Origin of the sequence: Staphylococcus sp. Ze2, from assembly GCF_048568365.1 — a bacterium.
Taxonomy (GTDB): domain Bacteria; phylum Bacillota; class Bacilli; order Staphylococcales; family Staphylococcaceae; genus Staphylococcus; species Staphylococcus xylosus.
Map to the genome: position 1 here is coordinate 2,248,239 of NZ_CP183486.1, position 26,054 is coordinate 2,274,292.

Genomic DNA, 26,054 nt, shown 5'->3' on the forward strand with positions numbered 1-26,054 from the left:
ATTTCTGAAAAATTCGTTACTCTAAAGTCAATTTATTTCAGAATATTAAAATGAAATATTATCAGATAAAAAATATTTTAACATTTCATCAAGCAAATATTGCCATGACTTCCATCTATGTCCACCTTCAAATTCTAAATAGTGATACGTAAAACCGTTTGCTTTAATAATAGAATTTAATTCGCGATTTGGCGTTAAAAAATCTGCCGTTTTACCGGTTGTAGGTAACTTGAAATCCCCTTCTTCTAATCCTATCGCATGCCAAATTGATAGCTGATCTTTAAATTGGCAACGTTCAATTAATGTTTGAATAGCCTCATCATGTTGCGGACTTAATAAGCCTACCTGGCTAAATACACGCGGGTATGACAATGCAGTAATTAATGCAGCACTACCAGCTAAACTATCTCCTAATAAAACACGCCCATTACCTACTTTGAATGTTGGGAAGGTCTTATCTATAAACGGCAATATTTCATTAGCCATAGCTTTCACAGTCAATGGTGTACGAGCGCCTTGCGGATGAAATTCTGCCCTTCTTTTATCAACATCTTCATAATGAAAACCTACAAAAATTGCTCGCTCAACTTCATTGGTTTCTCTTAACTTTTCATAAGTACGATGAATCCTGCCAAAAGCAAAAAAGTCTGCGCCATCGAAACAAAAAACAACTTTATATTTAAATAATGCTGTAAAATCCTTAGGTAAATAGATAGATAATGTCACATCTCTATCTAAAATATCGCTAGGAAAATTAATCTTATTGATATTTCCTGGTTGAAAGTCATACATAAATCATGCGCCCCCTAGTAGTCTTATAGACATTGTACCAAGAGACGCATGATTTTAAAATATTTCAACTTAATTTTTACAAATTGAATAATGAGTTAATCATCAATTTTTTCTTTTTTTAGTCGCTGTGGGTAATCTTTTAGCCAGAAAACAGCATTCGGTACTTTACTAGGATCTGGTTTATAAATTGCTCGTTTACCTGATCCAAGTTTTTTCTTTTGCTTCTCATAATCTTTCAGTGCATTGATTGCTGGCTTATGTAGTATCCAAATAGCAATAATATTTAACCAAGCCATCATACCTACACCCAAATCACCCATCATCCATGCTAAATCCGCAGTTTTAACTGCACCATATACTGTAGCTAAAATCAGAACGATTCTTATAAAATTAATATATATAAAAGTAGTTCTCTTCGAACTTCGTCTAGTTAAGTACGTAATATTGGTTTCAGCAATATAATAGTATGCCAGTATTGTTGTAAAGGCAAAGAAGAATAACGCAATTGCAATAAAGTATGATCCAAATCCTGAGAATGTAGGATCAAAGTGATATCCACTGCCTTGGAAGGCTTTATCAATACCAGCTTGTGCATACATTGCTGTACCTGAATAATCCTTATCACCATTGGACATTTCTACAAATATACCATTGTCTTTAATCATACTCGCTTTACCGTCTGACATCGAACCACCATCAGTGACATTATATGTACCTGAAAGTAAAATAATTAAAGCGGTTGCTGTACAGACAAATAATGTATCTATATAAACTGAAAATGATTGTACTAATCCTTGTTTAGCTGGATGAGATACTTCTGCTGCTGACGCAGCATGTGGACCTGTACCTTGTCCTGCTTCATTTGAATATAGACCTCTTTTAACACCAATTTCAATCATAGCCCCTACAATACCTCCAAAGGCTGCTTCAAAACCAAATGCAGATTTAAATATTAATGCAAATAAAGCTGGAACTTGTTCAATATTTATGAATATAATTATTACTGCCATTAAAATGTACGCAATTGCCATAAATGGTACTACTGCAGTTGCTGCATTTGCAATCCACTTAATACCTCCAAATATGATTAAACCAATTAAAAGCGCCAAGAATATTGCCACTATCCAAGGTTCTAAACTGAATGCATTTTTCATCGAGCTTGAAATAGCATTAGACTGTACACCTGGTAATAATAACCCCACTGATATAACAGTAACGATTGCAAATATTAAACCGTATATCTTTCCTAATTTCCCCTTAATACCATATTCAATATAGAATGCTGGACCGCCTCGATATTGACCTTTCTCTTCACGTTTATAAATTTGTCCAAGTGTAGATTCAATAAACGCACTACCTGCCCCTAAAAATGCTGATGCCCACATCCAAAATATGGCACCAGGCCCCCCAATAAATATAGCTGTCGAAACACCTACAATATTACCAGTCCCTACTCTCCCTGCTAAAGATAAAGCAATTGCCTGGAAACTAGAAATACCTGTCGGTGATTTTTCCCCTTGAAACATTAAGCGTATCATTTCTTTAAAATGCCTAATTTGGAAAAAGCGCATCATAAATGAAAATAATACTCCTGTAAGCAATAAACCATAAACTAAAGGTTTGCTCCAAACAATATCATACAACCACGTAAGTAAGCCCTCTAACATAACGTATCCCCCTTGTTGTACCATTATGTAAAATGATATATTTTTCATTATTATACACATATATAATATTCCGCGCAACGTATTCATTAAGTTATACTTTTCACACTTTATATATTATATAAAATAATTTATATTAAATTTCCAGATAACTATATTATAATATCGAAATAGTTTTACACTATTTAACACAAATAACTCCGAATTATAACAATAACTTTCTATTTTTTTATAATTGTGCCACAGAAATTATTGAATTCTATTTTCATCTTTTGTTCTTTGTTTATTTGAGATATACTTAATAGTACTTAAAAAAGAATTTAGGAGGAACTGTCCTATGCTAAATAAGGTTTGGTTTAGAACAGGCATCGCTTTATTAATCCTGTTTTTACTAATCAAATTAGTCATGGAAGTCCATAGTGTATTTGTACCTTTTGTAATTATTATTCAATCGGTATTATTACCATTGTTATTAAGTGGCTTCTTATTCTATATTTGCTTACCTTTTCAAAAAATATTGGAAAAAAACAAAGTCCCACGTTGGGCTAGCATAACAATTATCTTTATCGCTTTATTCATCATTATCGGTATCATTATTAGGTTTATCGCACCACCAATTGCAGAGCAAATTGAAAACTTAATCAATCAAATACCAGCATTACAGCATGAAATTCAATATATTATCAACTTTGCTTTAGATCAAATGGAAAGATTACCTGCTGATGTAACAGATAGAATAAATAAAATGGTTCAATCTATGAGTAATAGTACTGCAGATATATTATCTAATTCATTTAGTTATTTAACTTCATTTATCTCAACACTATTTTTACTTATCATGGTGCCATTTTTCTTAATTTATATGTTAAAAGACCATGAACGTTTTATACCTTTTATTGCTAAACTATTTAAAGGTGATAGAAAAGTTTTTATTGTTGATTTATTAAAAGATTTAAATCATACAGTACAGTCTTATATTCAAGGTCAAGTAACAGTTAGTATTATTTTAGGTGTTATCTTATATATCGGATATTCAATTATTGGTTTGAATTATACATTATTATTAGTTATGTTTGCCTGTGTAGCTAATATGATTCCATTCCTTGGTCCATGGATGGCATTTGCGCCGGCAGCCATTATCGGAATTATTCAAAGTCCAACTACATTTATATGGGTATGTATTATCACATTAGTTGCTCAACAATTAGAAGGTAATGTTATTACACCAAATGTTATGGGTAAATCTTTAAATATTCATCCATTAACAATCATTGTTGTCATCTTAGCTGCTGGTAATCTCGGTGGTTTCGGCCTAATACTTGTAGCTGTCCCACTTTACGCAGTAATTAAAACGATTGTGCGTAATGTTTTCCAATACAGACAGCAAATTATAGAAAAAGCTAATAGTGATGTTAAAGAATAGCATAAAATAATAGCTTAGTTATGATATCAGTGTTAAATTTCGACTTATAAATTAAAGCACCTAGACAAATCGTCTAGGTGCTTTAATTTATATATTGAGGTCATAATAAATGCCTGCCCTGATCTCAATTTTTTAATACAAAAACCTCTAATACTAAGTATCAGAGGTTTCAGGCTGTCGACATAGGTCCACGACTTTGTTGGCAGTTTTTTTATGCATGTTTTCTTTAGATACTGTCTTACCTACAGCTTCATATAGCGCCCTTCCCACAGAAGTCGCCCCATATCAACGCCAAATTTTATAATATATTAACTGTAGTGTTATTTATTATGAGATTTCATAATATTATTTAACGATATGATAACCGCTGTCTACATGAATATTTTCTCCGGTAACACCACTTGAAAAATCACTCAATAGATAAGCTGCAGTTTTACCAACTTCTTCTTGATCGACATTACGTTTTAACGGTGCACGTTCTGAAATTTCATTTAAAATGGAATTAAATCCACCTACACCTTTCGCACTCAATGTACGGATAGGTCCAGCTGAAATCGCGTTAACACGAATATTTTCTTGTCCTAAATCTAATGCTAAATAACGAACATTTGCCTCTAAACTTGCTTTTGCAACACCCATTACATTATAATTTTGAACTGCGAATTCGCCACCTAAATAAGTTGTAGCTACAATACTACCACCTTCAGGCATAAGTTTTTTGGCTTCACGTGATACAAGTGTTAATGAATAAGAACTTATATCTTGTGCTAATAAGAAGCCATCTCTTGATGTATCAATAAAGCGACCACGTAAATCTTCCATATTTGCAAATGCAATCGAATGGTAAACGCCAGCTATGTTGCCAACTTCTTTTCCAATTTCAGCAAAACCATTTACTACATCTTCATCACTTTGAACATCAATTTGATACATATGATGTGTTTCTTGATTTAATTGTTCAACTAATTTTTCTAATTCTTTTTTACTACGGTCTTTACGGTATGTAAATACTAATTTTGCACCAAGTTGGTCCAATACTTTAGCAACGCCAAAACCAATACTACGTTTGTTTGCAATACCCATAATGACGAAAGTTTTGTTTTCTAAATTTAACATGAAAATAACTCCTTTATTTAAATTTTCATTTTTTACTGGTTCGAATTCAGATGACACAGATATATACTTTTTTACTCGATACCAATATCAACATTCTTTATTTTAACATTGGTTATAATGAATAAACAATTTATTTTAATATCAATTGAATTTTTTATGCGTTTACATGGCTAAATTGAAATATTCATCTTATAAGGAATATGATAAAAAGATACGAACATACATTTATGTAAGATGAATTTAATAGTCATTCTCACAAAATACTACTTTTATAAAATTTGTTTTAATATAGCGAAGGCTAAGACATTTCTAGATGATATGCCTTAGCCTTCGCTTTTAAAAGTTAAATATATGATTTGTTAGATAATATGAGATAAAAGATGAGTTATTGTCCTGATCTTTTAATAATAAAACTCTAATTCACGTTTCAATTCGTCAACATATTCTTTAGAACCTGTAACAATAACGCGGTCTCTGTATCGTAGCTGAGTATCGCCATGCGGGACAATAGATTCGTTATTTCTAATAATACGAACAAAGATAATATCCCCACCGAATGGGAAATTGCGCAGTTGAATTTGGTCATATTGATGATTTAACATCGCAATTTCATATAATGATGTTTCGACATTACTTAACAAGTTAAGCATATTAGGCGTTTCTATTAAGCCTTTTAATAAAATCTTATTACTCATATAGCTACTAAACACTTCAATACCTTCTCTATTTAGAGCCTCATCATTAGAGCTAGATTCTAATCTGCAAATAACTCGTTTCACACCATGAGCTTTCGCCATTAATGCTACTTTGCGGTTAATGTCGTCATCGTTTGTCGAACATACAACAATATTACGCTTAAATAAGCCAAGACGCTCAAGTAATCCTTCTTCATAATCTGCAATTTCAATCATTGAAATCGCATCAGATAATTTACGTTTATCACTTAAATCATTTCGATAATACAGGGAAACTTGATACAGTTGTGAAGATAAATTTTGAGCAATTGGGATAGTTAATTGATTCTTTCCTATCAAGCTTACTTCAATCTGTCTTGTTGCTTCGTCAGGCATTGGGAACATTTTCTTAAAGACAATTGGTACAAATACACAAGTGATAACGGCACTTAATATCAAAATACCAGATATCTCTGGCGAAATTGTGCCAAGTTGTTCTGCAATTTTAGCAGAAGCAATGACTAATGATAATGTAGATGTTAGTAAAAATGCAGAAGAAATTGTAGTTTTCATATCGAACCATCTACGTATATAAAATACTGGTATCAATTTAGATATTAGAAAAGCTAATATTAGAAACGGAATAATCAGCAATAATGCCGGTTCCTTAATCAACTCAGGGATATTTAAATCTACACCGACCATAATAAAGAAGATTGGAATAAAGAAACCATATCCAAACGAATCTAACTTTTCAACCATATCTTCATCTGGATTAAGAAGAGAGACTACAACCCCCGCTAGAAACGCGCCAAGTATGTTTTCTGCACCAACACCTTCAGCTAAAGCCACTAATAATAGGATAAGTGCAAAGACAGCACGTATACCGATTTGAGTGGTACCATCCATTAATTTTTGCAAGAACTGTGCTTTCTTGAAGAAACCACCTAAAAAGTAAAAAACAATTGTAAATACCACTAAACTACCGATTAACCACAAGGATGTATTACCTGAAGCATGTAACGTTCCGTATGCTGTTAATAAGATCATTGTTACTAAGTCTGCTAATACAGCGACCAACAAGATAAATTGTCCAATTGTCGTACGCATGATATTCATTTCTTTTAATGTTGGTACAACGACACCTAATGAAATCGTAGATATAATAATAACCATTAGTAAAACATCATCTATTAAGCCGAACCATTTGAACATGTATGCAAAGACAATAGATATAATCATAATAAACAAAAATACAACTATGGCAAGTTGTAAATGACCTGGTTCTTGCTTTTTAGCTTTTTCTTCTTTTTTAGTTGAACTTTTGTCTCTTTTAAAGGCTTTAAAATCAATTTCCAAACCACTTAAAAACATTAAGAATATAAAACCTAAAGTCGATAATATATTAAGTATTGAATCACGTTCTACTAAATTCAAAAAAGAATGACCTATAATAATACCCATTAATATTTCAGCTACTACTATAGGTAAAAATGTAATCCTCAGCCTATTGACTATAATTGGTGTGAAAAATGCCGCTAAAACTACGACAACAAGTGATACAAATTCCATATAACCCCCTTATGTTAAGTAAGACATAAATGATGTTGCTAATCCAAAATAAATCAACATACTGACAATATCATTAATTGTAGTGATAAACGGACCACTTGCGACTGCAGGATCAATTTTTAATTTGTTCATAACTAATGGGATCATTGAACCTACTAATGTACCCACTGTCATCGCGATTGTTAAACTACTGCCTACAATAGTTGCTAAGATTGGTTGGCCATATAAGACCATAATAATGATAAATAACAAGATTGCGCAGACCAATCCACTTAAAAATCCACTACCAGTTTCTCTTAATGCAACTTTAAATTTACTTTGTTCATCAATTTCACCTGTTGAAATATTACGAACAGAAACGGCAAGCGATTGTGTGCCTGAGTTTCCGGACATCCCACTAATAATTGGAATAAACGCAGCTAATAATGCAACTTTTGATAGTGTATCTTCAAATGATCCTAAAATTGTCGCGGTAATCATTCCTAAGAATGTAAGTATAATCAACCATGGCAACCTTTTTCTAGCTGTTTTAATTACAGAATCATTTGTAGCATCAACGTCTGAGACACCGGCTAAACGAGAGTAGTCTTCGCTTGCTTCTTCGTCCATAACATCTAAAATATCATCGATTGTGATAATACCAAGCAAATGGTCTTGATAGTCGACAACTGGCATCGCAATGAAATCGTAATCTCTCATTTTTTGAGCTACATCCTCTTGGTCATCGGCTGCATTTGCACTAATGACACGTTCACTCATGATATCTTCAATGTATGCATCATTTTCAGCTACAATTAAGTCTCTAAGTGAGAGCACTCCGGCTAGTTGCTTATCATCATTCACTGTAAAAATAACATAAATCGTTTCTGCATTAGGGGCTTGTTCTTTTACATGAATAAGCGCTTCTTTTACAGGCATTGTCGCTTTCAATGAGATATATTCAGTAGTCATGATACCACCAGCAGTATCTTCATCATAATGTAATAATGCTTTGATTTCTTTAGCGTCTTCACGCTTCATTAATGTGAGGAGACTAACTGTTTTTTGTTTAGACAACTGATTCATAATATCTACGGCATTATCGTAAGACATGTCTTCTAGGATCTTACTAGCATAATTAGCATCCATCGTATCAAATAATGCTTCGTATTCATCTTCATCGATTTCTAATTGTTCAAAGAAGTCGGCAACTTCTTCTGGTGATAGTACTTCAAAGATACGTTGTCGAATATCTTCATCACTATCTTCAAAGTATTCACTTTGTTCATATGTATGCATAGATAAGAATTCATCTCTAAATTCGTCTATATGGTTATTAACCAACAAATCATCTAGCAATACTTTATCATAAACTTTCTCATCCTCTAATGTAATTGACTCTTTTTCATTAGCCATTAGCCCCACCTCCATAGTTCTTTTAAATTATATCATATTGAATATAGTTTCAATCGTGTCATATCTATCGTTTATTATAATTTTTTGCTTTTTAATTGGGTGAATAAAAGATATTTGGATACAACGTAATAATTGATGATGATAAGTTTCATCTTTACCGCCATATAAATCATCACCTACTAAGGGGTGACCAATGTGTTGAAAATGCACACGTATTTGATGTGTTCTTCCTGTCAGCAAAGTCACTTCACATAAGGTGTGATTGCTAGTATGTTCAAGTGCTATATATCTAGTCTGTGAGGCCTTTCCTAACCCACTGACTTGGCGCTGTATAATACTATCTGGATGTCTTGCGATGGGAGCATCAATTAAATCTTCGCCATCTAATATACCTTGACAAATACATAGATATTTTTTATCGATTTTAAGTTGGCTCATCAAATGATGAATAAATCCATGCTTTGCTAACACAACAATCCCTGAAGTATTACGGTCTAAACGCGTAACAATATGTGGGGTCAATGATAACTTTCTATCATTAAAATAACCTAACACTTGCTCTACTAAACTAAAATGTAAGTGATCTCTAGAAGGTGCACAATTTTGTTGGGCAGGTTTCGATACAATAATTAAATATGAATCTTCATATAAAATATTTAATGCGTCGCTATATGGTTTTAAATTAGAGCTTGGTGTTTCATCACTTAAAAATACTTCCAATTTATCATTTATAGCTAATTGCTTTCTGACAGTAACTGGTTGTCCATTAACTAATAAAGCGCCATTATGCTTAATGGCGCTTATCGTCCGTTTAGAAAAGTTTTGTTGCTGTAAAAATGTGCGCAGCATTTCTGGCCGCTGTATTATATAAGTAAATTTCATTATTCATCTTCTCCACTTGAAATGAACGAGTCATGAACTCTTTTCCAAAATGGAAATGGTCTAAATCTAGCAAATCTAATCTTTTCATTGGCTACGCGATATTGTATCGCATTGACATTTTTATGTTTTATACTAACGTGGTCAATCGTCGTTAAAATAGTATCATGATTGACTGGTGTTATTAAACAGGTATGGTGTTTTGGCAATACTAAAGGAGAACCCACCGTTCTAAATACACGGTTGTTTATTGATGCAATTTCAGCAATTTGCATTGCTTCTAATGAGGGATGTATCAGTGCACCACCTAGCGCCTTATTATATGCTGTAGAACCTGATGGCGTAGAAATACACAAACCATCACCTCTGAAGCGTTCAAATTGGTTACCTCTAATATTCACATCGACAACTAAAGTAGAACCATTTTCAGTTTTCATAGTAGCTTCATTTAATGCTAAATGACGTGTCTCGTATCCATTATCATTATAGCGCACAATAATTTCTAATAAAGGATATTCAATGACTTGGAATTCAGAGTTATTAATCTCAATTATGAGTTTTTCAACTTCATGTGGCACCCAATCAGCGTAAAAGCCTAAATGCCCTGTATGAACACCTACAAACGCACAGCGTGATAGCATATGACTATACTGATGAAAAGCCTGTAACAGTGTTCCATCTCCCCCAACAGAAATGACGATTTCTGGATTATCCGGGTCTTCAACCATCTGGAAATCTTTCATATGGTTAATCATTTTATGTTTTAAAGCATTCGATTTTGAATCACCTTTAGATAAAATCGTATAACGCATCGTAACATCCCCTAGTCATTATTATGCTTTTTCGCACGCTTTTTAGAATAATATTTCTGAGCTTCTTGAATTTCTTCTTTAATTTCTGACATCTCTTCATCTAGCAAAAATGCCGCTTCTGCAGCTCTTTCCAATCGATGTTGAATCTCTGGTGGATAATCTCCATCATATTTATATCTCAAAGTATGTTCTATCGTTGCCCAAAAGTTCATTGCTAACGTTCTAATTTGAATTTCTGCTAATATTTTCTTTTCCCCATTTAATGTTTCAATAGGATATTCAATAATAACATGGAATGAACGATAACCACTTTGCTTGGTATTACTAATATAATCCCGTTCTTCTACAACTTTAAAATCTTGACGCTGTCTTAATAAATTAACCACAATATCAATATCATCAACAAATTGGCACATTAAACGTAAACCTGCAATGTCGTACATTTCTTCATGTAAGCGATCAAAAGAAATTTGACGTTTATTAGCCTTATCGATAATGCTTGTCATGGGTTTGACTCGCCCTGTTACAAATTCTATAGGAGATGCATTATCTTCTACTTCATATTGTTTTCTAAGTCCTTTTAATTTAATTTTCAATTCGTCTACTGCTTGTTTATATGGAGATAAAAACTGATCCCATTGATTCATTGTGCCTCACTCCGCTTCAATCTAATTCGAAAATATCCTCTACAACGGAAACAAACTCCTTACCATAATTTGAATTTCCTTGAATATTATCCAGTATGTAATTAAACTCATTTTCGAATTGTTTTAATTCTAAGTCGTCATTAACAATAATTTTTTTACCTTTGTTTTCACGTAACATAGACCACGTTTCTTGAACAAATATCAAGTAAGAATAGTTTTGACCGTCGTCTAAAATATATGCAAAGCTGTAATTATCACTATCAACAAGCATTTGTCCTGCTTCTTGAAAACCTTCTGTAGATTGTTCTGTATAGCAATTAATACTATCTTCTGTAATTTTTATTTCATTCACATAAATACGCATGCTTGTTCCTCCTTATTCTTCATCATTTTAACATAATTTCACACTACATAACACGTTACAACATAATGTTATATCAACATCAATACATCAATTTCATCTATTTATGTCATCATAAATGCAGTTCAATTTAAATTAAATAAAAAGTGTTTTAAAATAAAGTAATATACGCACCAGAAGGAGAGATTATAGTGGCCACAAATAATGAGATTGAATTCAAACAATTGTTAACAGAAAAACAATACAATGTTATCCATAAAACTTATTTCAACGAAATTGAACCTTTTAAACAAACAAATTTCTATATTGATACGCCAGACTTTGATTTAAAAGACCACAAATCAGCTTTAAGAATTCGAGTGAAGGATGAATACTTAGAGATGACATTAAAAATACCAGCTGAAGTTGGTCTTACTGAATACAATTTTGAAACACATGTCGTTCCAGAATTAAACAAACCTATTCCAGAACAATCATTACCTTCTGAAATTGCAGATCAACTTACAAAGATGGATATTGATTTAACTAAATTAATTATTCTTGGTTCACTTAAAACGGAACGCTTAGAGAAAGAAATAAATGGAAACTTACTTGTACTGGATAAAAGTACTTATCTAGATTTTGAAGATTTTGAATTAGAATACGAAGTCGAAGATTATGATGAAGGTCTAATTCAATTTAAATCAATTCTTGAAAAATTTGATATGAAACATGAAATTCCAGCTAATAAAGTACAAAGATTTTTTAATCGTAAATCAAATTTATATCATAATTAATCACATGCAATTGTAAGAAGTCGAATTACTTCCAAATGTAAAAATTCATGTTATATTAGTATTATATTAACAGGATACGGTGATATTATGACGCAAACACCATATGAAATCATTGGCCAAGAAGCCTTATATGATATGATTGATTACTTTTATTATTTAGTAGAACAAGATAGTAGAATTAGTCACTTGTTTCCTGGAGATTTTCCAGAAACAAGCAGAAAACAAAAACAATTTTTAACACAATTCTTAGGTGGTCCAAATCTTTATACACAAGAACATGGTCATCCAATGTTGAAAAGACGTCATTTAGATTTTATTATAACAAATCATGAACGTGATGCTTGGCTAGAAAATATGTATAAAGCTATACAGCATGCTGATTTTCCCGAAGGTGTCGGTGATTATTTATACGAGAGATTACGTTTAACAGCGAATCACATGGTTAATTCCGAAAATTAATTGTAGGTGGAATAGACATGACTGAAGAATTAAGATTAATACAACCCAATAGTCGTGAAGATGTAAATCTTTCACCTGTTAGTAAGATAGAAATTTATTCCTTTTTTGATCCATTCAGTAAGGAATGTTTTAAATTATCTGCAATCCTTTCTAAATTACGCATTGAGTATAAACAATATCTAAGCATTAGACATATATTGAACCCTTCATTACGCGTTTTGACAAAATGCCAAGCGCAAAGTACATCTGATCTAGATAATATCGCACTTGCATATAAAGCCGCTGAACTTCAGGGGCGCATACGTGCGGAGCGATTTATACATCTTGTACAAAATGAAATTATACCCAAGCGAGATATTATTACAGAATCGATGGTTAATAATTGTATCAGTAACGCAGGACTAGACTACGAAGTTTTTAAAGAAGATTTGCAAAGTAACTATTTAAAAGATAGCTTACAAGTAGATTTGCATATCGCACGAGAAATGGAAATCGAAGAAGCCCCTTCCCTCGTATTCTTTAGCGAGGACGTACATGAAGAAGGATTAAAAGTAGAAGGATTATATCCTTATCATATTTACACTTATATTATTAACGAACTCATTGGTTCAACAATTGAAAAAGAATTACCACCGAGTCTTGAAGAATATATTCAACAACAACAATTAGTTACTAAAGAAGAGTTATTAACAATATATGAGTGGCCAGAGAAACTAATGAATAAAGAACTTAAAAAATTAGCAATCCAACAAAAGATTGAAAAACTTAAGTCTCCAGATGGTAAATTTTGGAAAGCTAAAAATTAATGATTCTAAGTTTTAACCTTATAACCAATTAGTCTTTATTAAATTGATATAGACATAAATTGAACTACTTAAATTAAAACCGATGATTTTTACTACAATACTGTAAAAATCATCGGTTTTTTTATATTTTTCTACTCAAAGTTGATTGAATAGTTATTCAATCGTACTCATTTTTAAAATAATTATTAAAAAAGGGTATAAAAAAAACGCCGTGTCTGATTACACGGCGCTAAACAAAGGGGATGGGAGAAATTTTTCACTTCAAACAAAGGGGTATGTTTGTTATGTGATTAATTTCATGTTTATAATATAACACGGTAAAATACACCTTTCAACCTTTTAAATTAAATAAATTTGGTTTGTCACAAACTTGTCATATTGTAAACGAATACATTCATACTAAGCTTTCATTAACTTTTCAAAAGCATCTAATTTTTGTTCAAATACCTGGCAAGCTTGTTCAATTGGTTCAGGTGTTGTCATATCTACCCCAGCATTTTTCAAGATTTCAATTGGGTAATTTGAGCTACCTTTTTTCAAGAATTCATTAATATATCTATCCACAGCTGGTTGCCCTTCAGTTAATATCTGATGACTTAAACTTTGTGCAGCACTATAGCCTGTTGCATATTGATACACATAATAGTTCATATAAAAGTGAGGGATTCTTGACCATTCTTTGCTAATATCTTCATCTGTTTCAACCGAGTCACCAAAATAAACACGATTCAATTCAGCATATTCTTCGTTCATACGATTTGCTGTTAATGGCTCTCCCGCTTCTTCTATTTGATGAATTTTGTGTTCAAATTCAGCAAACATCGTTTGTCTAAATAATGTGGCACGGAAACGCTCAAGCTCTTGGTTTAATAACAACAACCTACGCTCATCATCTAAATGTTTATCCATATAATCGCTTAATAACGCTTCATTACATGTAGATGCTACTTCCGCGACAAATATTGTATAATCACTTGAATTAGATGGTTGATTTTTACGACTGAAATAACTATGCGCTGAATGACCAAATTCATGAACTAAAGTATATAAATCAGACACAGTATTTGACCAATTTAATAAGATAAATGGATTTGTTAGATGTGCTCCTGAAGAATAACCGCCTGAACGTTTACCTTTATTTTCATATACATCTACCCAACGATTAGTTAATCCTTCATTTACTACTTCCATGTACTCTTCACCCATAGGTTGTAAAGCTTTAACCATCCAATCTTTTGCTTCCTCGTATGGCATTTCAAACTTCACATCTTTAACTAAAGGTGTATATAGGTCGTACATTTTCATATCTTCAAGACCTAATAATTCTTTACGTAATTCTGTATAACGGTGTAATAACGGTAAATATTTATGGACTGTTTTTACTAAATTGTCGTAAACAGCTTCCGGGATATGATTATTACTTAAAGCTGCTGCTCTTGCTGATTCATAGTTATGTGTACGTGCATTAAATACATTCTTTTTAACTTCCCCTGCTAATGTAGCACTTAAAGTATTATTATAGGCTCCATAAGCTTTATATAAATTTTCAAATGCAGATTTTCTTAATATACGATCATCTGATTCTAAACATTTTATGAATGTACCTTGGGTAAGTGAATGACGATTGCCATCCTTATCGATTGCATCTTCAAACTCTAAATCAGCATTGCTGAACATACCATATACATTGTCAGCTGTTGATAAAGCATCTTGTGCTTCTGTAAGTAACTTTTCTTTATCCGCACTCAAAACATGTGGACGTTTTTCATTAATTAATTTCAAATCAAATGCATATTGCTTTAAATTGTCATTTTCATCAATAAATGATTGGATCTTGTCTTCATCAATTTGCAAAATTTCAGGTACTAAGAAACTCCAGCCTGAACTAAACTTAATTATTAATTGATGCGCACGCGCTTCATAACCTGTGTATTTATCATTTGCTGTATCTTGATCTTGTTTTAAATGTGCGTATACATAAACTTTCTCTAATTTAGAACCTAATTCATCTTCTAAAGCTAGCGCTTGGTATAGAGTATCAGCACTATCAGCTAAATGACCTTTAAATTGTTGTTCTTTCCCTAAATTTTGTTCTGCTTCTTTAAAAGCTTCTTCAAAAGCTTCATCCGATTCAAATATAGTAGTTAAATCCCATGTATACTCAGGATATTTACGTTCTTGTTCTTCTCTTGTTAATTGTTGTGTCATAATTTTAGTAAACCTCCTATTAAATTCAATACTATAATTTTCTCATGTAAGGCTCAATTTTGCACGTTATTATACCCAATATTTTGACATGATTTTTGAAACTTGCGGATAATTGCTTGAACTATTACTGGACTATTAACATCATAATTATAAAAATGATTATATCTAATAATATCTAAAAATACCCTTTTATTAATCTTATTTTTATTTATCATATTCAACAATTGCAATTGCCAATAAATAGGATGTGATTGTATGAATATTTGTTCTGGATATACCATACCTAGATTTTCACAAACCCATGATTCCTCTAGTTGTAAATTATAAATGACACTTAAACTAGGCTCATGAACAGTGCCTTGACGCCTACAATTCTTGATATATTGTTTTATAGTAGACTTCGTTAATTTAAAATGACATGGTAACTTCGCAGAGTCACTATTAATAAAATAATATGTAAATTGTTTGTACGAAATTTGTTCCCTAATCGCTATGTAACGATTTCCACCAATAAATTGTATTATTTTATATCTATATAATATAGATGTGTCACTATGCCATGAAAAGAGTTGTCTTTTCTTCAAATTAATATAAGTACGTTCACACTTATTTAAAAATAAAATTTTTGTTCTTTGGTTATATTTCAACTTACCGATAATCCAAATAACGTCAAAACCAATATTAGCTAATCCATTACTTCGTTTTTTTATATTATCTATAGTTATATTTGAAAATTGTATTTCAATCGCAAATTTATTATTAATGATTAAATCAGGATATTGGTAGCACTGCGATATATAAGGTTCAATTGTGACGTGATAATCTAATTTATTTAACTGCTGTGCCAACTCATGTTTAAACATATAATGTTCATAAGTTTCGCCTTTGTTACAAAAGTTTGAATCTCTGTGAGCATGAGCAAAATGCGATGTTTTTATTGATCCTTTTTTTAGAATGACTGTATTTTGACAATGTGGACACTTATAAGCACAATATTTATTAGCGTTATACGCAGTTATTAATTTCCCTTTGCAATCTTTAGCATACAACATGTCTTAATCACCTCATTTAATATACACGGTAATCTTTCATAAATTACTTTAGCAAAATTATAAATTCCTCTTACCTGATATAAAAAAGCCGACAAAGTCTATACTTTGTCGGCTTTAAATCTTTTTCAAAAACATAACCCTTACTATAAATTGCAAATCAATTCTAGAAATGGTTATATCATTCAATTTATTTTATTCATATTAATTATTCTACAGTGTTTGGGAAATAACGACGCACTTGTGACGCGACATTATGGCTCATGATTATTTTAGCATAGTCATTTAAATAAACTTCAGATTTATCAGTAGGATATGCGAACTCAAGTAATTGACTATAACTATCATTAATTGTTTCTTGATCTACATTTTCGTCAAAATGCACAGCATAATAATAAATATTGTTAAGACTATATAATAAATCTTCAAATGCATCTGTCACTTGATCGTTGTGATGTGCATAGTCGATTACTTCTTCTAAATCACTAAATTTAACAACAACAGTACGTGTATTTTGCTGTTTATGGTCATTTCGTTCTTGGCTATGGTTACTTTCTTTCTGTTGTTGACGTTGCTCAAATAAATCTTCTAAACTATCATCTTGATCAAACGTCTGTGATAATAAATCGTTCACTTGATAATCAAGTTGTTCATTATCTTCATCTGACATGTTAATTAAATCTTCATTTTTAGATTTAGATATCGTTACCTCAACACCTTTTTCAAAAGCGTGTACTTGAATCCATAACGGGCCTTCAACAACAAAATCTTCTTCTTCATTGATTTCTTCCATCATATTCCAAAAGAATTCTTCTCCACGTTTGCGATTAGTCCACAAATCTTCACGTTTAAAACCTCTTGCTTCAATATCACTATATGTTATAAATAATTTAACGGTAGTATCGTCAACGCGCTCTATTCTCATATCATCTCACTCCTTACAGTCGATGAATAGTAATCATATTGTATTAGAACATAGCAATAATTACAATTGATTTGTTTGATTAAATTTCACTAAATTCCAATTAGTACCTTATATTAACACATACCCTTATATTAGCCAAAAAAACAGCACTAACCATTCAAGCGTGCTGCTTCAAAACTAACTTAACTCTATATTAAATCGATTTTTTCAGTCAGACAACCTTTTTGTTTGACCTAAGCCCATGAGTTTTTGTTATGTTGAATATAATAAAACCATAAAGCAATTTTTCAATTCATTACTTTATGGTTTACGATTTATTTATTTCACTTGTAATTTGTCTTAGTCAACCATACGTTGCGCTTCTTGCAATTGGAACGTACGAACTTTTCTAGGTAAGAAACGTCTGATTTCATCTTCGTTATAACCAACTTGTAGACGTTTTTCGTCTAAAATGATTGGACGACGTAATAAACCAGGGTTATCTTGAATAATTGAATATAAATCTTGAAGTGGTAACGCATCAATATCTACGTTTAATTTTTGATAAGTTTTAGAACGTGTAGATATAATTTCATCAGTACCGTCTTCAGTCATTTTTAAAATTTGTTTGATTTCGTCAATTGTTAAGTGTTCTGAAAAAATGTTACGCTCCGTATACGGAATGTCATGTTCTTGTAACCATGCTTTCGCTTTACGGCAAGATGTGCAACTTGGTGAAGTAAATAATGTTACCATACATCTCACTCTCCTATTTTTCATGAATGTAAATTCATTTGATTTCAATATTTATATGATTAGGAAACTTTATAGTTTTCTTCGCCTTCCTTAACCTTACAATGAAAGTATACCCTTTCAACATTAAAATTAAATGAGAATTCTCTAATTTTTTTCAAAAAATTTAAAATAAAAGTATTTCTCAATAAATTCAACTAGAAATATTGATGTACATGTAGTTTAACATAACTTACAAATGATTGAAATACTGTTATAATATACGTATTGTGTATTAAATTAAATTTCAGAAAGTAGGCATCATAAAATGGAAACATTATTTTCAGGTATCCAGCCTAGTGGGATTCCAACAATTGGTAATTACATTGGCGCATTGAAACAATTTGGTGAAGTACAAGATGATTACGACTGTTTCTTTTGTATCGTTGACCAACATGCAATCACGGTACCCCAAGATCGATTAAAATTACGTAAACAAATTAGACAACTTGCTGCAATCTATTTAGCTTCTGGTATAGACCCAGAAAAATCAACACTATTTATTCAATCTGAAGTTCCTGCGCATGTTCAAGCAAGTTGGATGCTCACTACGATTTCTTCAATTGGTGAATTAGAACGTATGACACAATTTAAAGATAAAGCAGGAAAACAAACTGAAGGTGTACCAGCAGGATTGTTAACATATCCACCATTGATGGCTGCTGATATCGTTATTTATAATACTAATATCGTGCCAGTTGGTGATGACCAAAAACAACATATGGAGTTAACACGTAATCTAGTAGACAGATTTAACTCCCGTTATAATGATGTATTGGTCAAACCAGAAATCCGTATGCCAAAAGTTGGTGGCCGTGTGATGAGCCTTCAAGAACCAACTAAAAAAATGAGTAAAAGTGACGATAACCAAAAAAACTTCATCTCACTACTTGATCAGCCAAATGTTGCCGCTAAAAAAATCAAAAGTGCTGTAACCGATTCTGACGGTGTCATTAAATTTGATCGTGAAAACAAACCAGGAATTTCTAATTTATTATCTATTTATTCAAGTTTAACTGATGAATCTATTGACTCACTTCAAGAAAAATATAAAGATTCAAACTATGGTGTGTTTAAAGCAGACTTAGCAGAAATCGTGAAATCATTCTTAACTAATTTCCAAGAAAAGTATGACTATTATTTTAATTCTGATGAGCTTGATACAATTTTAGATAATGGTCGAGATAAAGCACAAAAAGTTTCATTTAAAACTTTGAAAAAAATGGAAAAAGCTATGGGCTTAGGTCGTAAAAGATAAGTACCGAGCTTGAAATTTCCACAACATAAAAAGGAGAATCCAATACGTCGGATTCTCCTTTTTTAATACTTACTTTTCTTTCTTTTTACCAGTTTTAGGGTCGATACTCTTATCAATTTTCACATGTTTTAATGTCGTGTCTCCACCAATTTGATGATATACCAAACCTTTAACTTGAGGGTTAGTTAAATGCGCTTCCCCTTTTTGATAAACTGGTGCAACTGGGGCTTCTGCTAGCAATAACTCTTCTGCTTTCTTCATTGCTGCATTTCGTTCTTCAGGTTTCTTCAATAATTTGCCATTAGCATCTTTAACTAATTTATCGAATTCTTTATTACCCCATCCTGTATTATTAGATGGATTACCTGTAGTCATAATATTCAAGAACGTTAATGGATCTGGGTAATCTGGTCCCCAACCAGATAATGATGCTTCAAATGTTTCCGAATGTTCTTGGTTCACTCTTTGTTTAAACGGTAATTGTTTAATATTCATTGTAACTCCTGGCAAATTACTTTCAATTTGAGATTTAATAAACTCTGCTGAAATTTTTGAACTTGGAGTATCTTCCGTGTTCATTGTAAATGTTAATTCTTTAATGCCTAAATCTTTTTTTGCTTTCTCTAAATGTTGTTTTGCTGCTTTAGGATTATATGTTAATGGCGAATCAATTGATTCGGTAAAATCCTTACCATCTGGTGATTTAGCTGTTAGTTTAGATGTAAAGCCATCTGTAGCTTCTGAACCGTCATTTTTAACTGAATTTACATAGCCCTCTTTATTAATTGCTTGAGAAATTGCTAATCTTAAGTCTTTGTTTTTAAATTCCGGCACATTGTCTCGATTTAACTTAATATAAAATGTACTTGCTAATAAACGTTTCTTTAATCCCGGATTGTCTGCATATTTATCAACTTGATCGGCAGTTATTACTGTATCATCTACAGAACCTGTGTCATATAATGACGCCCCTGCTTGCTGATCTTTCAACACTTTGTAATTTACACGATCTAAATTCACTGCCTTTTTATCCCAATAATCATCATTTTTCACAAGCTGTATTTTATCTTCAACTTTCCAATCTTTTATTTTAAATGGCCCATTATACACTGTTTTATCAGCTGTAGTACCATATTGTTGTCCAGCTTTCTTTACAGCTTTTTCATTTTGTGGCATAAACGTTGCAAAGGCTAGCATCTCATTCATATATGGTATAGGTTTTGTTAATTCTACTTTTAAGGTATGGTCATCAACCGCTTTAACCCCTAGCTCATCTACGTCCTTTTTGCCCATATTTATTGCTTCAGCATTTTTTAAATCATACATAATATAAGCATATTCAGATGCTGTGTCAGGATTAACGACACGTTTCCACGCATATTCAAAATCATGCGCTGTAACTGGATCACCATTAGACCATTTTGCATCTTTACGCAAATCAATCGTTAAGGTTTTACCACCATTACTTTCTTTTGGCATAGCTTTTGCCACACCTGGTTTCGCTTTATCATTTTTATCTAAGGTATATAATCCTTCATATACCTGGTTATATATATCAAATGAAACGGTATCAGTAGCTAAGGCCGTATCTAAAGAAGAAATATCTTGTGGTATCACTTTTCTAAATACATCTCCTTTATCAGAATAAATTCCTTCAGCATTGCCACAACCCGCTAACACAACGGATAGCGCTACTAAAATAATTAAAAACTTAAATTTTTTCATCATTTGCCCCCCTTTCCCTGTTAAACAGAAGCCTCATGTGTTTGAGATTTTAATTCTTCAGCTTCTTCATCTGTAGTAAATACATAATGATTCGCTCTAATTTCATGTAATGAGCGTTGATTATTCTTAGTGTCATCCTCTTTAAATTGAGTTCTTTTTCTAACTCTTTCACTTTCAGGGTCAGGCTGAGGTACAGCAGAAAGTAATGACTTCGTATAGGGATGCATTGGGTGATTGTATATTTCATCCGCACTACCTATTTCTACAATTTTACCAAAATGCATAACCGCAATTCTGTCCGAAATGTATTTAACCATTGATAGATCATGAGCAATAAATAAAAACGTTATGCCACGCTCTCTCTGTAATTTTAATAATAGATTAACGACTTGTGCTTGTATTGAGACGTCTAACGCCGAAATAGGTTCATCAGCAATAATAAACTCAGGCTCAACTGCTAGTGCTCTTGCAATCCCGATACGTTGGCGTTGACCACCTGAGAATTCATGAGGATAACGATTGGCATGCTCTTTGCTTAAACCAACAGTTTCTAACAAATCATAAACACGTCTTTTTCGGTCTTTTACCCCTGTTGAAAGTTTGTGTATATCAATACCTTCAGCTATGATATCCATTACCTTAAGTCTTGGGTTTAAAGAAGCATAAGGATCTTGGAAAATCATTTGAATCTTTTTATTGAATTTCAAAGAATCTTTACGATTTTTAATTTTTTGGATATCCACGCCTTCATATAAAATCTCGCCATCCGATATTTCGTTTAATTTAATAATTGCTTTTCCTGTCGTTGACTTTCCACATCCTGATTCACCAACAAGTCCAAATGTTTCACCTTTATAAATATCAAAAGAAATGTTTTCAATAGCTCTAACTTCGTTTCTTTTACCTTCGTTAAAATATTGTTTTAAATTTTTCACTTGCAATAATAACTCATTACTATTCTCCATTGAAAGACACCCTTTCTACCTGTTGTGGTTTATCAAAGTTATTTGGCATATTACGCAAACGTTTTTTAACCATTTCGGGTGGTTCTACGCTAGGTGCACGATCGTCCAGCAACCATGATTTCACAAAATGTGTTGGCGATACTTGATACCACGGTGGTGGTGTCTTAAAATCAATATCTAAAGCAAATTGGCTACGATCCGCAAACGCATCACCTTTTGGCGGATGTAACAAATCAGGTGGTGTACCAGGGATCGCTAGCAATTCTGTCTCAGTGCCAGTTGTTAAGTCTGGCATTGAAGAAAGTAAGCCCCAAGTATATGGATGTTTTGGATCATAGAATATTTCATCTACATCACCTGTTTCTACCATTTGACCGCCATACATTACAGCAACTCTATCCGCTATGTTTGCTACAACACCTAAATCATGTGTAATAAATATGATAGACGTACTGATTTTATGTTGAAGCTCTTTCATAAGCTCTAATATTTGCGCTTGCATTGTCACATCCAGTGCAGTGGTAGGCTCATCTGCAATAAGCACTTTCGGTTCACATGCGAGTGCCGTTGCTATAACGATTCTTTGTCTTTGTCCACCTGAAAATTGATGGGGATACGCATTAAATCGTTTTTCAGCATTTGGTAAACCAACTAGATTTAGAATTTCAAGCGCTCTTTTTTTAGCGTTTGCTTTATTATAATTTTTATGTTTAATTAGCGGTTCCATTACCTGTTTTCCAATTTTCATTGTTGGATTTAACGATGTCATTGGATCTTGGAAAATCATTGAAATATCTTTACCACGTAATTTAATCAATTCCTGTTCTGATTTTTTCGCTAAATCTTCACCTAAGAAATTAATTTGCCCTTTTTTAATTCTTCCGCTGTCACCTTGGAATAATTTCGTAATAGCTTTTGTTGTCACTGATTTACCCGAACCAGATTCACCAACAATTGCTAATGTCTCTCCTTTATCGATAACAAAGTCAACGCCTCTTACCGCTTGTACTTCCCCTGCGTCGATATCAAAGGAAACATGCAAATCACTAACTTCTAATATTCTTTCTGACATATCTGTTGCCTCCTTTTATTATCTACGCATTTTCGGATCAAATGCATCACGTAATCCATCACTAAATAGATAGAAGAATAAGATTAGTAAACTCAATACTAACGCTGGTATAAATAGTTCATGCGGGTGGATGAGCAACATAGCTCTTCCTTCATTTACCAAGGAGCCCAATGATGTTCTTGGTGCAGGTACTCCAATACCAATAAAGCTTAAAAATGCTTCAAAGAATATTGCGTTAGGCACTGTAAACATTGAAGTGACTACAATAACACCTAACGTGTTAGGTAAAATATGTTTGAAAATCAGTTTAAATTTTGATGCACCTAATGTTTTTGAGGCCAATACAAATTCTTGGTTTTTCAACTTTAAAAATTCTCCACGCACGACACGACTCATACCAATCCATCCAGTAATAGCCATCGCTAAAATAATCGTCCAAATAGATGGTTCAAAGATCAGCACAAATAAAATCACAACGATAAGTGTTGGAATAGAAGCAACAACTTCTATTATACGTTGCATAACATTATCTATTCGTCCCCCAAAGAATCCTGATATAGCTCCGTATATGACGCCTATAAATATATCTAGTAAAGCAGCGACAACGCCAATAAATAATGATACTTGGGCACCTTGCCAAGTTCTTGACCATAAATCTCTACCTAATTGGTCTGTACCGAACCAGAAGTTCTCTTTAACTCCAGCTTCTTTATAAGCATCAACGCCTTGTGCACCCTCACCATCAAATGGTAAGAATGAAATTTGGTCTAGCACTGGTATCTTAGCCGGTAGATTACGACGCTCAACATCTTGTTCAGCATAATCATGTGAACTTAGCAGTGGCCCTATTAACGCTAATATCACAATAAAAATCAAACCAATCATCCCTACTACTGCGAGTTTATTGCGTTTCAATTGTGTCCATGCATCTTGCCAAAAGTTTTTACTCTCTCTTTGCATTTCAGGTTCTTTTTCAATATCATTGTTACTTCTAATAAAATCGGATGCTGGAATAGCTTCAGAGGTAGTAGTCATCACTGCATTTGAATGATCATCATTTAATTTTTCATCTCTTTTATCAGGCATTATTTTTTACCCCCTTGTACACGTATACGTGGATCAATAACACCATATAATATGTCTACAAGGAAAATGGAAACAATAAATAGTGTACTGAATAAAATCGTCGTTGCCATGATAACTGGGAAATCATTTGTTGTTATTGATCTAACGAATTGGTCCCCTAAACCAGGCACACCAAAGATATTTTCAATTGTTAATGTACCTGTCAGAATACTCGCTAACATAGGCACAATAATTGTTATAACTGGAATTAATGCATTCCTTAATGCATGCCCAAATAGCACTCTCATTGTTGAATTACCTTTGGCACGTGCTAACAAGATATAATCTGAACTTAATACTTCAATCATTTCCGCTCTTATGTATCTAGCCACGGTTGCCAGTACTGCTGCAGATAAAGCTAGTGAAGGTAACACTGCTGTTGATAGCCCTTCCCAACCCGCAACAGGAAACCATTGTAGTCTTACCGAAAAGACATACTGCAATAATACTGCTAATACAAATGATGGTACTGAAACCGCAATAACCGAAATCACTGTTGCAGAATAATCCACCCAGGTGTTTTGCCGCACTGCTGCTATGACCCCCAAAATCAAACCTAGTATTACACCGATAACCATCGCTGTCATCCCCATCTCGAACGACGGTAATAACCTCGGTTTTATTAAGTCCCAAACAGGTTGATTGTCATATTGGAATGAGTTACCAAAGTCCCCCGTAACAACATTCTTTAAATAACTAGCATACTGTACAGGTACCGGATCATTCAGACCATATTTTTCATTTAAAATTTGTTTCTGCTCTTCATTTAATTTTTCATCATTAAATGGCGAACCTGGCATTAACTTCATTAAGAAAAACGTGATCGTTATGATTATGAATAATGACAAAATCATATACCCTAAACGCTTCATAATATACTTAAGCATATTTTATCCCCCTTTAATTTCAGAATAAACATTCCCTTCAAAATATTCAGAAATATTTAATAACATTATACTTTTAGTTCATATTTTAATCAACATTGTTTTACTTTACATTATTAAAGTAATCATTTTTTAAATAATTTTATAAATCTTATAAGTATTGTTATAAAAGAAATTCCATCAATTATTATTCATTTCCAAGTAATTTTAAGTTACAATAAATTTATTAATTAAAGGAGACAAAATAATGAAAAACATAACTTCTATATTAGGTTGGGCGCTTTTAACACCAATTCTATCTTTGCTATTTTGGTTTTTTGTTTCGCATACTTTGATATACTTCATTAATATTTTCTTCTATATATCGATTTCGTTAACTATATTCTTTTTTATTATTATTATTGTGCAAGAAGGTATTTTCGATCCTACGAGTTATGGCTTTAGGCGATTAAAATATCAACTTTCTAGTAAAAAACACAAAGATACCATGGAAAATGATGAATTTTTTAAACCTAAACAAGTTAAAAAGGATGACTATTTTGTATCTTCATGGGTAAAGATTGCATTTAGTTTTAATTTATTTTATTTAATACTCACAATTGTCATATCATTTTCAATTTAAAATCTGACCTAATTAGTTAATTTAATTAAAATAGTAATACCTTTTTATATAATTTGTAATACTGTCAACCATTG

The 26,054-nt window shown here is 32.3% G+C and carries 24 protein-coding genes; 6 read left to right on the forward strand and 18 right to left on the reverse strand.

Features of this window, described 5'->3' with window-relative positions:
• Positions 1 to 45: 45 nt before the first annotated feature.
• Together ACM591_RS10560 and ACM591_RS10565 are read right to left on the reverse strand one after the other, a co-directional pair.
• On the reverse strand, positions 46 to 792 hold the full coding sequence (locus ACM591_RS10560; RefSeq protein ID WP_029379136.1) for an esterase family protein: 747 nt from the start codon (positions 790 to 792) through the stop codon (positions 46 to 48).
• 95 nt (positions 793 to 887) lie between these two features.
• Positions 888 to 2,459 (reverse strand): alanine/glycine:cation symporter family protein, encoded by a 1,572-nt coding sequence (locus tag ACM591_RS10565; RefSeq protein WP_029379137.1) that lies wholly within the window; start codon positions 2,457 to 2,459, stop codon positions 888 to 890.
• Positions 2,460 to 2,793: 334 nt separating this feature from the next.
• On the opposite strand from ACM591_RS10565, the gene cozEa reads away from it, so the two are divergent.
• The gene (cozEa, locus tag ACM591_RS10570) at positions 2,794 to 3,879 is read left to right on the forward strand and encodes a lipoteichoic acid biosynthesis protein CozEa (RefSeq protein ID WP_029379138.1); all 1,086 of its coding nucleotides are present in this window, start codon (positions 2,794 to 2,796) and stop codon (positions 3,877 to 3,879) included.
• A 345-nt stretch (positions 3,880 to 4,224) separates the two neighbouring features.
• Here the strand turns inward: cozEa and fabI are convergent, their stop codons facing one another.
• The 7 genes from fabI to ACM591_RS10605 form a co-directional block, all read right to left on the reverse strand.
• Positions 4,225 to 4,995: an enoyl-ACP reductase FabI gene (gene fabI / locus ACM591_RS10575; RefSeq protein ID WP_326025688.1), complete on the reverse strand. Its 771-nt coding sequence runs from the start codon at positions 4,993 to 4,995 to the stop codon at positions 4,225 to 4,227.
• 401 nt (positions 4,996 to 5,396) lie between these two features.
• The gene (locus ACM591_RS10580) at positions 5,397 to 7,241 is read right to left on the reverse strand and encodes a monovalent cation:proton antiporter family protein (RefSeq protein ID WP_029379140.1); all 1,845 of its coding nucleotides are present in this window, start codon (positions 7,239 to 7,241) and stop codon (positions 5,397 to 5,399) included.
• 9 nt (positions 7,242 to 7,250) lie between these two features.
• Positions 7,251 to 8,636 carry a magnesium transporter gene (gene mgtE, locus ACM591_RS10585; RefSeq protein ID WP_029379141.1) on the reverse strand — a complete coding sequence of 462 codons (1,386 nt, stop codon included), beginning with the start codon at positions 8,634 to 8,636 and terminating at the stop codon, positions 7,251 to 7,253.
• 27 nt (positions 8,637 to 8,663) lie between these two features.
• Positions 8,664 to 9,518 (reverse strand): RluA family pseudouridine synthase, encoded by an 855-nt coding sequence (locus tag ACM591_RS10590; protein ID WP_038678240.1) that lies wholly within the window; start codon positions 9,516 to 9,518, stop codon positions 8,664 to 8,666.
• Entirely contained in the window at positions 9,518 to 10,327 is an 810-nt protein-coding gene (locus ACM591_RS10595; RefSeq protein WP_029379143.1) for an NAD kinase, read from the reverse strand. Before ACM591_RS10595 ends, ACM591_RS10590 begins: the two co-directional genes overlap by 1 nt.
• An 11-nt stretch (positions 10,328 to 10,338) precedes the next feature.
• Positions 10,339 to 10,974, reverse strand: coding sequence for a GTP pyrophosphokinase (locus tag ACM591_RS10600; RefSeq protein ID WP_017722299.1), 636 nt, complete (start codon positions 10,972 to 10,974; stop codon positions 10,339 to 10,341).
• Positions 10,975 to 10,990: 16 nt separating this feature from the next.
• A complete protein-coding gene (locus ACM591_RS10605) occupies positions 10,991 to 11,338 on the reverse strand; it encodes a hypothetical protein (RefSeq protein WP_326025686.1) in 348 nt (115 codons plus the stop codon).
• 188 nt (positions 11,339 to 11,526) lie between these two features.
• Between ACM591_RS10605 and ACM591_RS10610 the strand changes: the two genes are divergently transcribed.
• The 3 genes from ACM591_RS10610 (at position 11,527) to yjbH (ending at position 13,376) form a co-directional block, all read left to right on the forward strand.
• Positions 11,527 to 12,111, forward strand: coding sequence for a CYTH domain-containing protein (locus tag ACM591_RS10610; protein WP_029379145.1), 585 nt, complete (start codon positions 11,527 to 11,529; stop codon positions 12,109 to 12,111).
• Positions 12,112 to 12,198: 87 nt separating this feature from the next.
• Entirely contained in the window at positions 12,199 to 12,570 is a 372-nt protein-coding gene (locus tag ACM591_RS10615; protein ID WP_029379146.1) for a truncated hemoglobin YjbI, read from the forward strand.
• Between the two features lie 17 nt (positions 12,571 to 12,587).
• Positions 12,588 to 13,376, forward strand: coding sequence for a protease adaptor protein YjbH (gene yjbH, locus ACM591_RS10620; protein WP_326025685.1), 789 nt, complete (start codon positions 12,588 to 12,590; stop codon positions 13,374 to 13,376).
• A gap of 399 nt (positions 13,377 to 13,775) precedes the next feature.
• On the opposite strand, the gene pepF is transcribed toward yjbH, so the two are convergent.
• The 4 genes from pepF to spxA all read right to left on the reverse strand — a co-directional run bounded on the left by pepF (position 13,776) and on the right by spxA (position 18,293).
• Complete coding sequence (gene pepF, locus ACM591_RS10625) at positions 13,776 to 15,584, reverse strand: oligoendopeptidase F (RefSeq protein WP_029379148.1); 1,809 nt, start codon at positions 15,582 to 15,584, stop codon at positions 13,776 to 13,778.
• Positions 15,585 to 15,637: 53 nt separating this feature from the next.
• Positions 15,638 to 16,636, reverse strand: coding sequence for a competence protein CoiA (locus ACM591_RS10630; RefSeq protein ID WP_029379149.1), 999 nt, complete (start codon positions 16,634 to 16,636; stop codon positions 15,638 to 15,640).
• A gap of 205 nt (positions 16,637 to 16,841) precedes the next feature.
• On the reverse strand, positions 16,842 to 17,558 hold the full coding sequence (gene mecA / locus ACM591_RS10635; RefSeq protein ID WP_326025684.1) for an adaptor protein MecA: 717 nt from the start codon (positions 17,556 to 17,558) through the stop codon (positions 16,842 to 16,844).
• A 339-nt stretch (positions 17,559 to 17,897) separates the two neighbouring features.
• Positions 17,898 to 18,293 (reverse strand): transcriptional regulator SpxA, encoded by a 396-nt coding sequence (gene spxA, locus ACM591_RS10640; RefSeq protein WP_002483765.1) that lies wholly within the window; start codon positions 18,291 to 18,293, stop codon positions 17,898 to 17,900.
• 304 nt (positions 18,294 to 18,597) lie between these two features.
• Here spxA and trpS point away from each other — a divergent pair, with 304 nt between their 5' ends.
• Entirely contained in the window at positions 18,598 to 19,587 is a 990-nt protein-coding gene (gene trpS, locus ACM591_RS10645; RefSeq protein WP_029379151.1) for a tryptophan--tRNA ligase, read from the forward strand.
• Positions 19,588 to 19,656: 69 nt separating this feature from the next.
• Here the strand turns inward: trpS and ACM591_RS10650 are convergent, their stop codons facing one another.
• From ACM591_RS10650 to opp3b, 5 genes are read right to left on the reverse strand one after another with little or no spacing between them, the layout of a single operon-like run.
• Positions 19,657 to 21,312 (reverse strand): peptide ABC transporter substrate-binding protein, encoded by a 1,656-nt coding sequence (locus ACM591_RS10650; protein ID WP_186335350.1) that lies wholly within the window; start codon positions 21,310 to 21,312, stop codon positions 19,657 to 19,659.
• 20 nt (positions 21,313 to 21,332) lie between these two features.
• The gene (locus tag ACM591_RS10655) at positions 21,333 to 22,277 is read right to left on the reverse strand and encodes an ABC transporter ATP-binding protein (RefSeq protein WP_029379153.1); all 945 of its coding nucleotides are present in this window, start codon (positions 22,275 to 22,277) and stop codon (positions 21,333 to 21,335) included.
• Positions 22,267 to 23,349, reverse strand: coding sequence for an ABC transporter ATP-binding protein (locus tag ACM591_RS10660; protein ID WP_038678235.1), 1,083 nt, complete (start codon positions 23,347 to 23,349; stop codon positions 22,267 to 22,269). The genes ACM591_RS10655 and ACM591_RS10660 overlap by 11 nt, the downstream gene beginning before the upstream one ends.
• A gap of 18 nt (positions 23,350 to 23,367) precedes the next feature.
• Positions 23,368 to 24,435 carry an oligopeptide ABC transporter permease gene (gene opp3C / locus ACM591_RS10665; RefSeq protein WP_029379155.1) on the reverse strand — a complete coding sequence of 356 codons (1,068 nt, stop codon included), beginning with the start codon at positions 24,433 to 24,435 and terminating at the stop codon, positions 23,368 to 23,370.
• Complete coding sequence (gene opp3b, locus ACM591_RS10670) at positions 24,435 to 25,361, reverse strand: oligopeptide ABC transporter permease (RefSeq protein ID WP_017722312.1); 927 nt, start codon at positions 25,359 to 25,361, stop codon at positions 24,435 to 24,437. Before opp3b ends, opp3C begins: the two co-directional genes overlap by 1 nt.
• Before the next feature lie 244 nt (positions 25,362 to 25,605).
• Here opp3b and ACM591_RS10675 point away from each other — a divergent pair, with 244 nt between their 5' ends.
• Positions 25,606 to 25,980, forward strand: coding sequence for a DUF3899 domain-containing protein (locus tag ACM591_RS10675; RefSeq protein ID WP_029379156.1), 375 nt, complete (start codon positions 25,606 to 25,608; stop codon positions 25,978 to 25,980).
• The last annotated feature ends 74 nt before the right edge of the window (positions 25,981 to 26,054 follow it).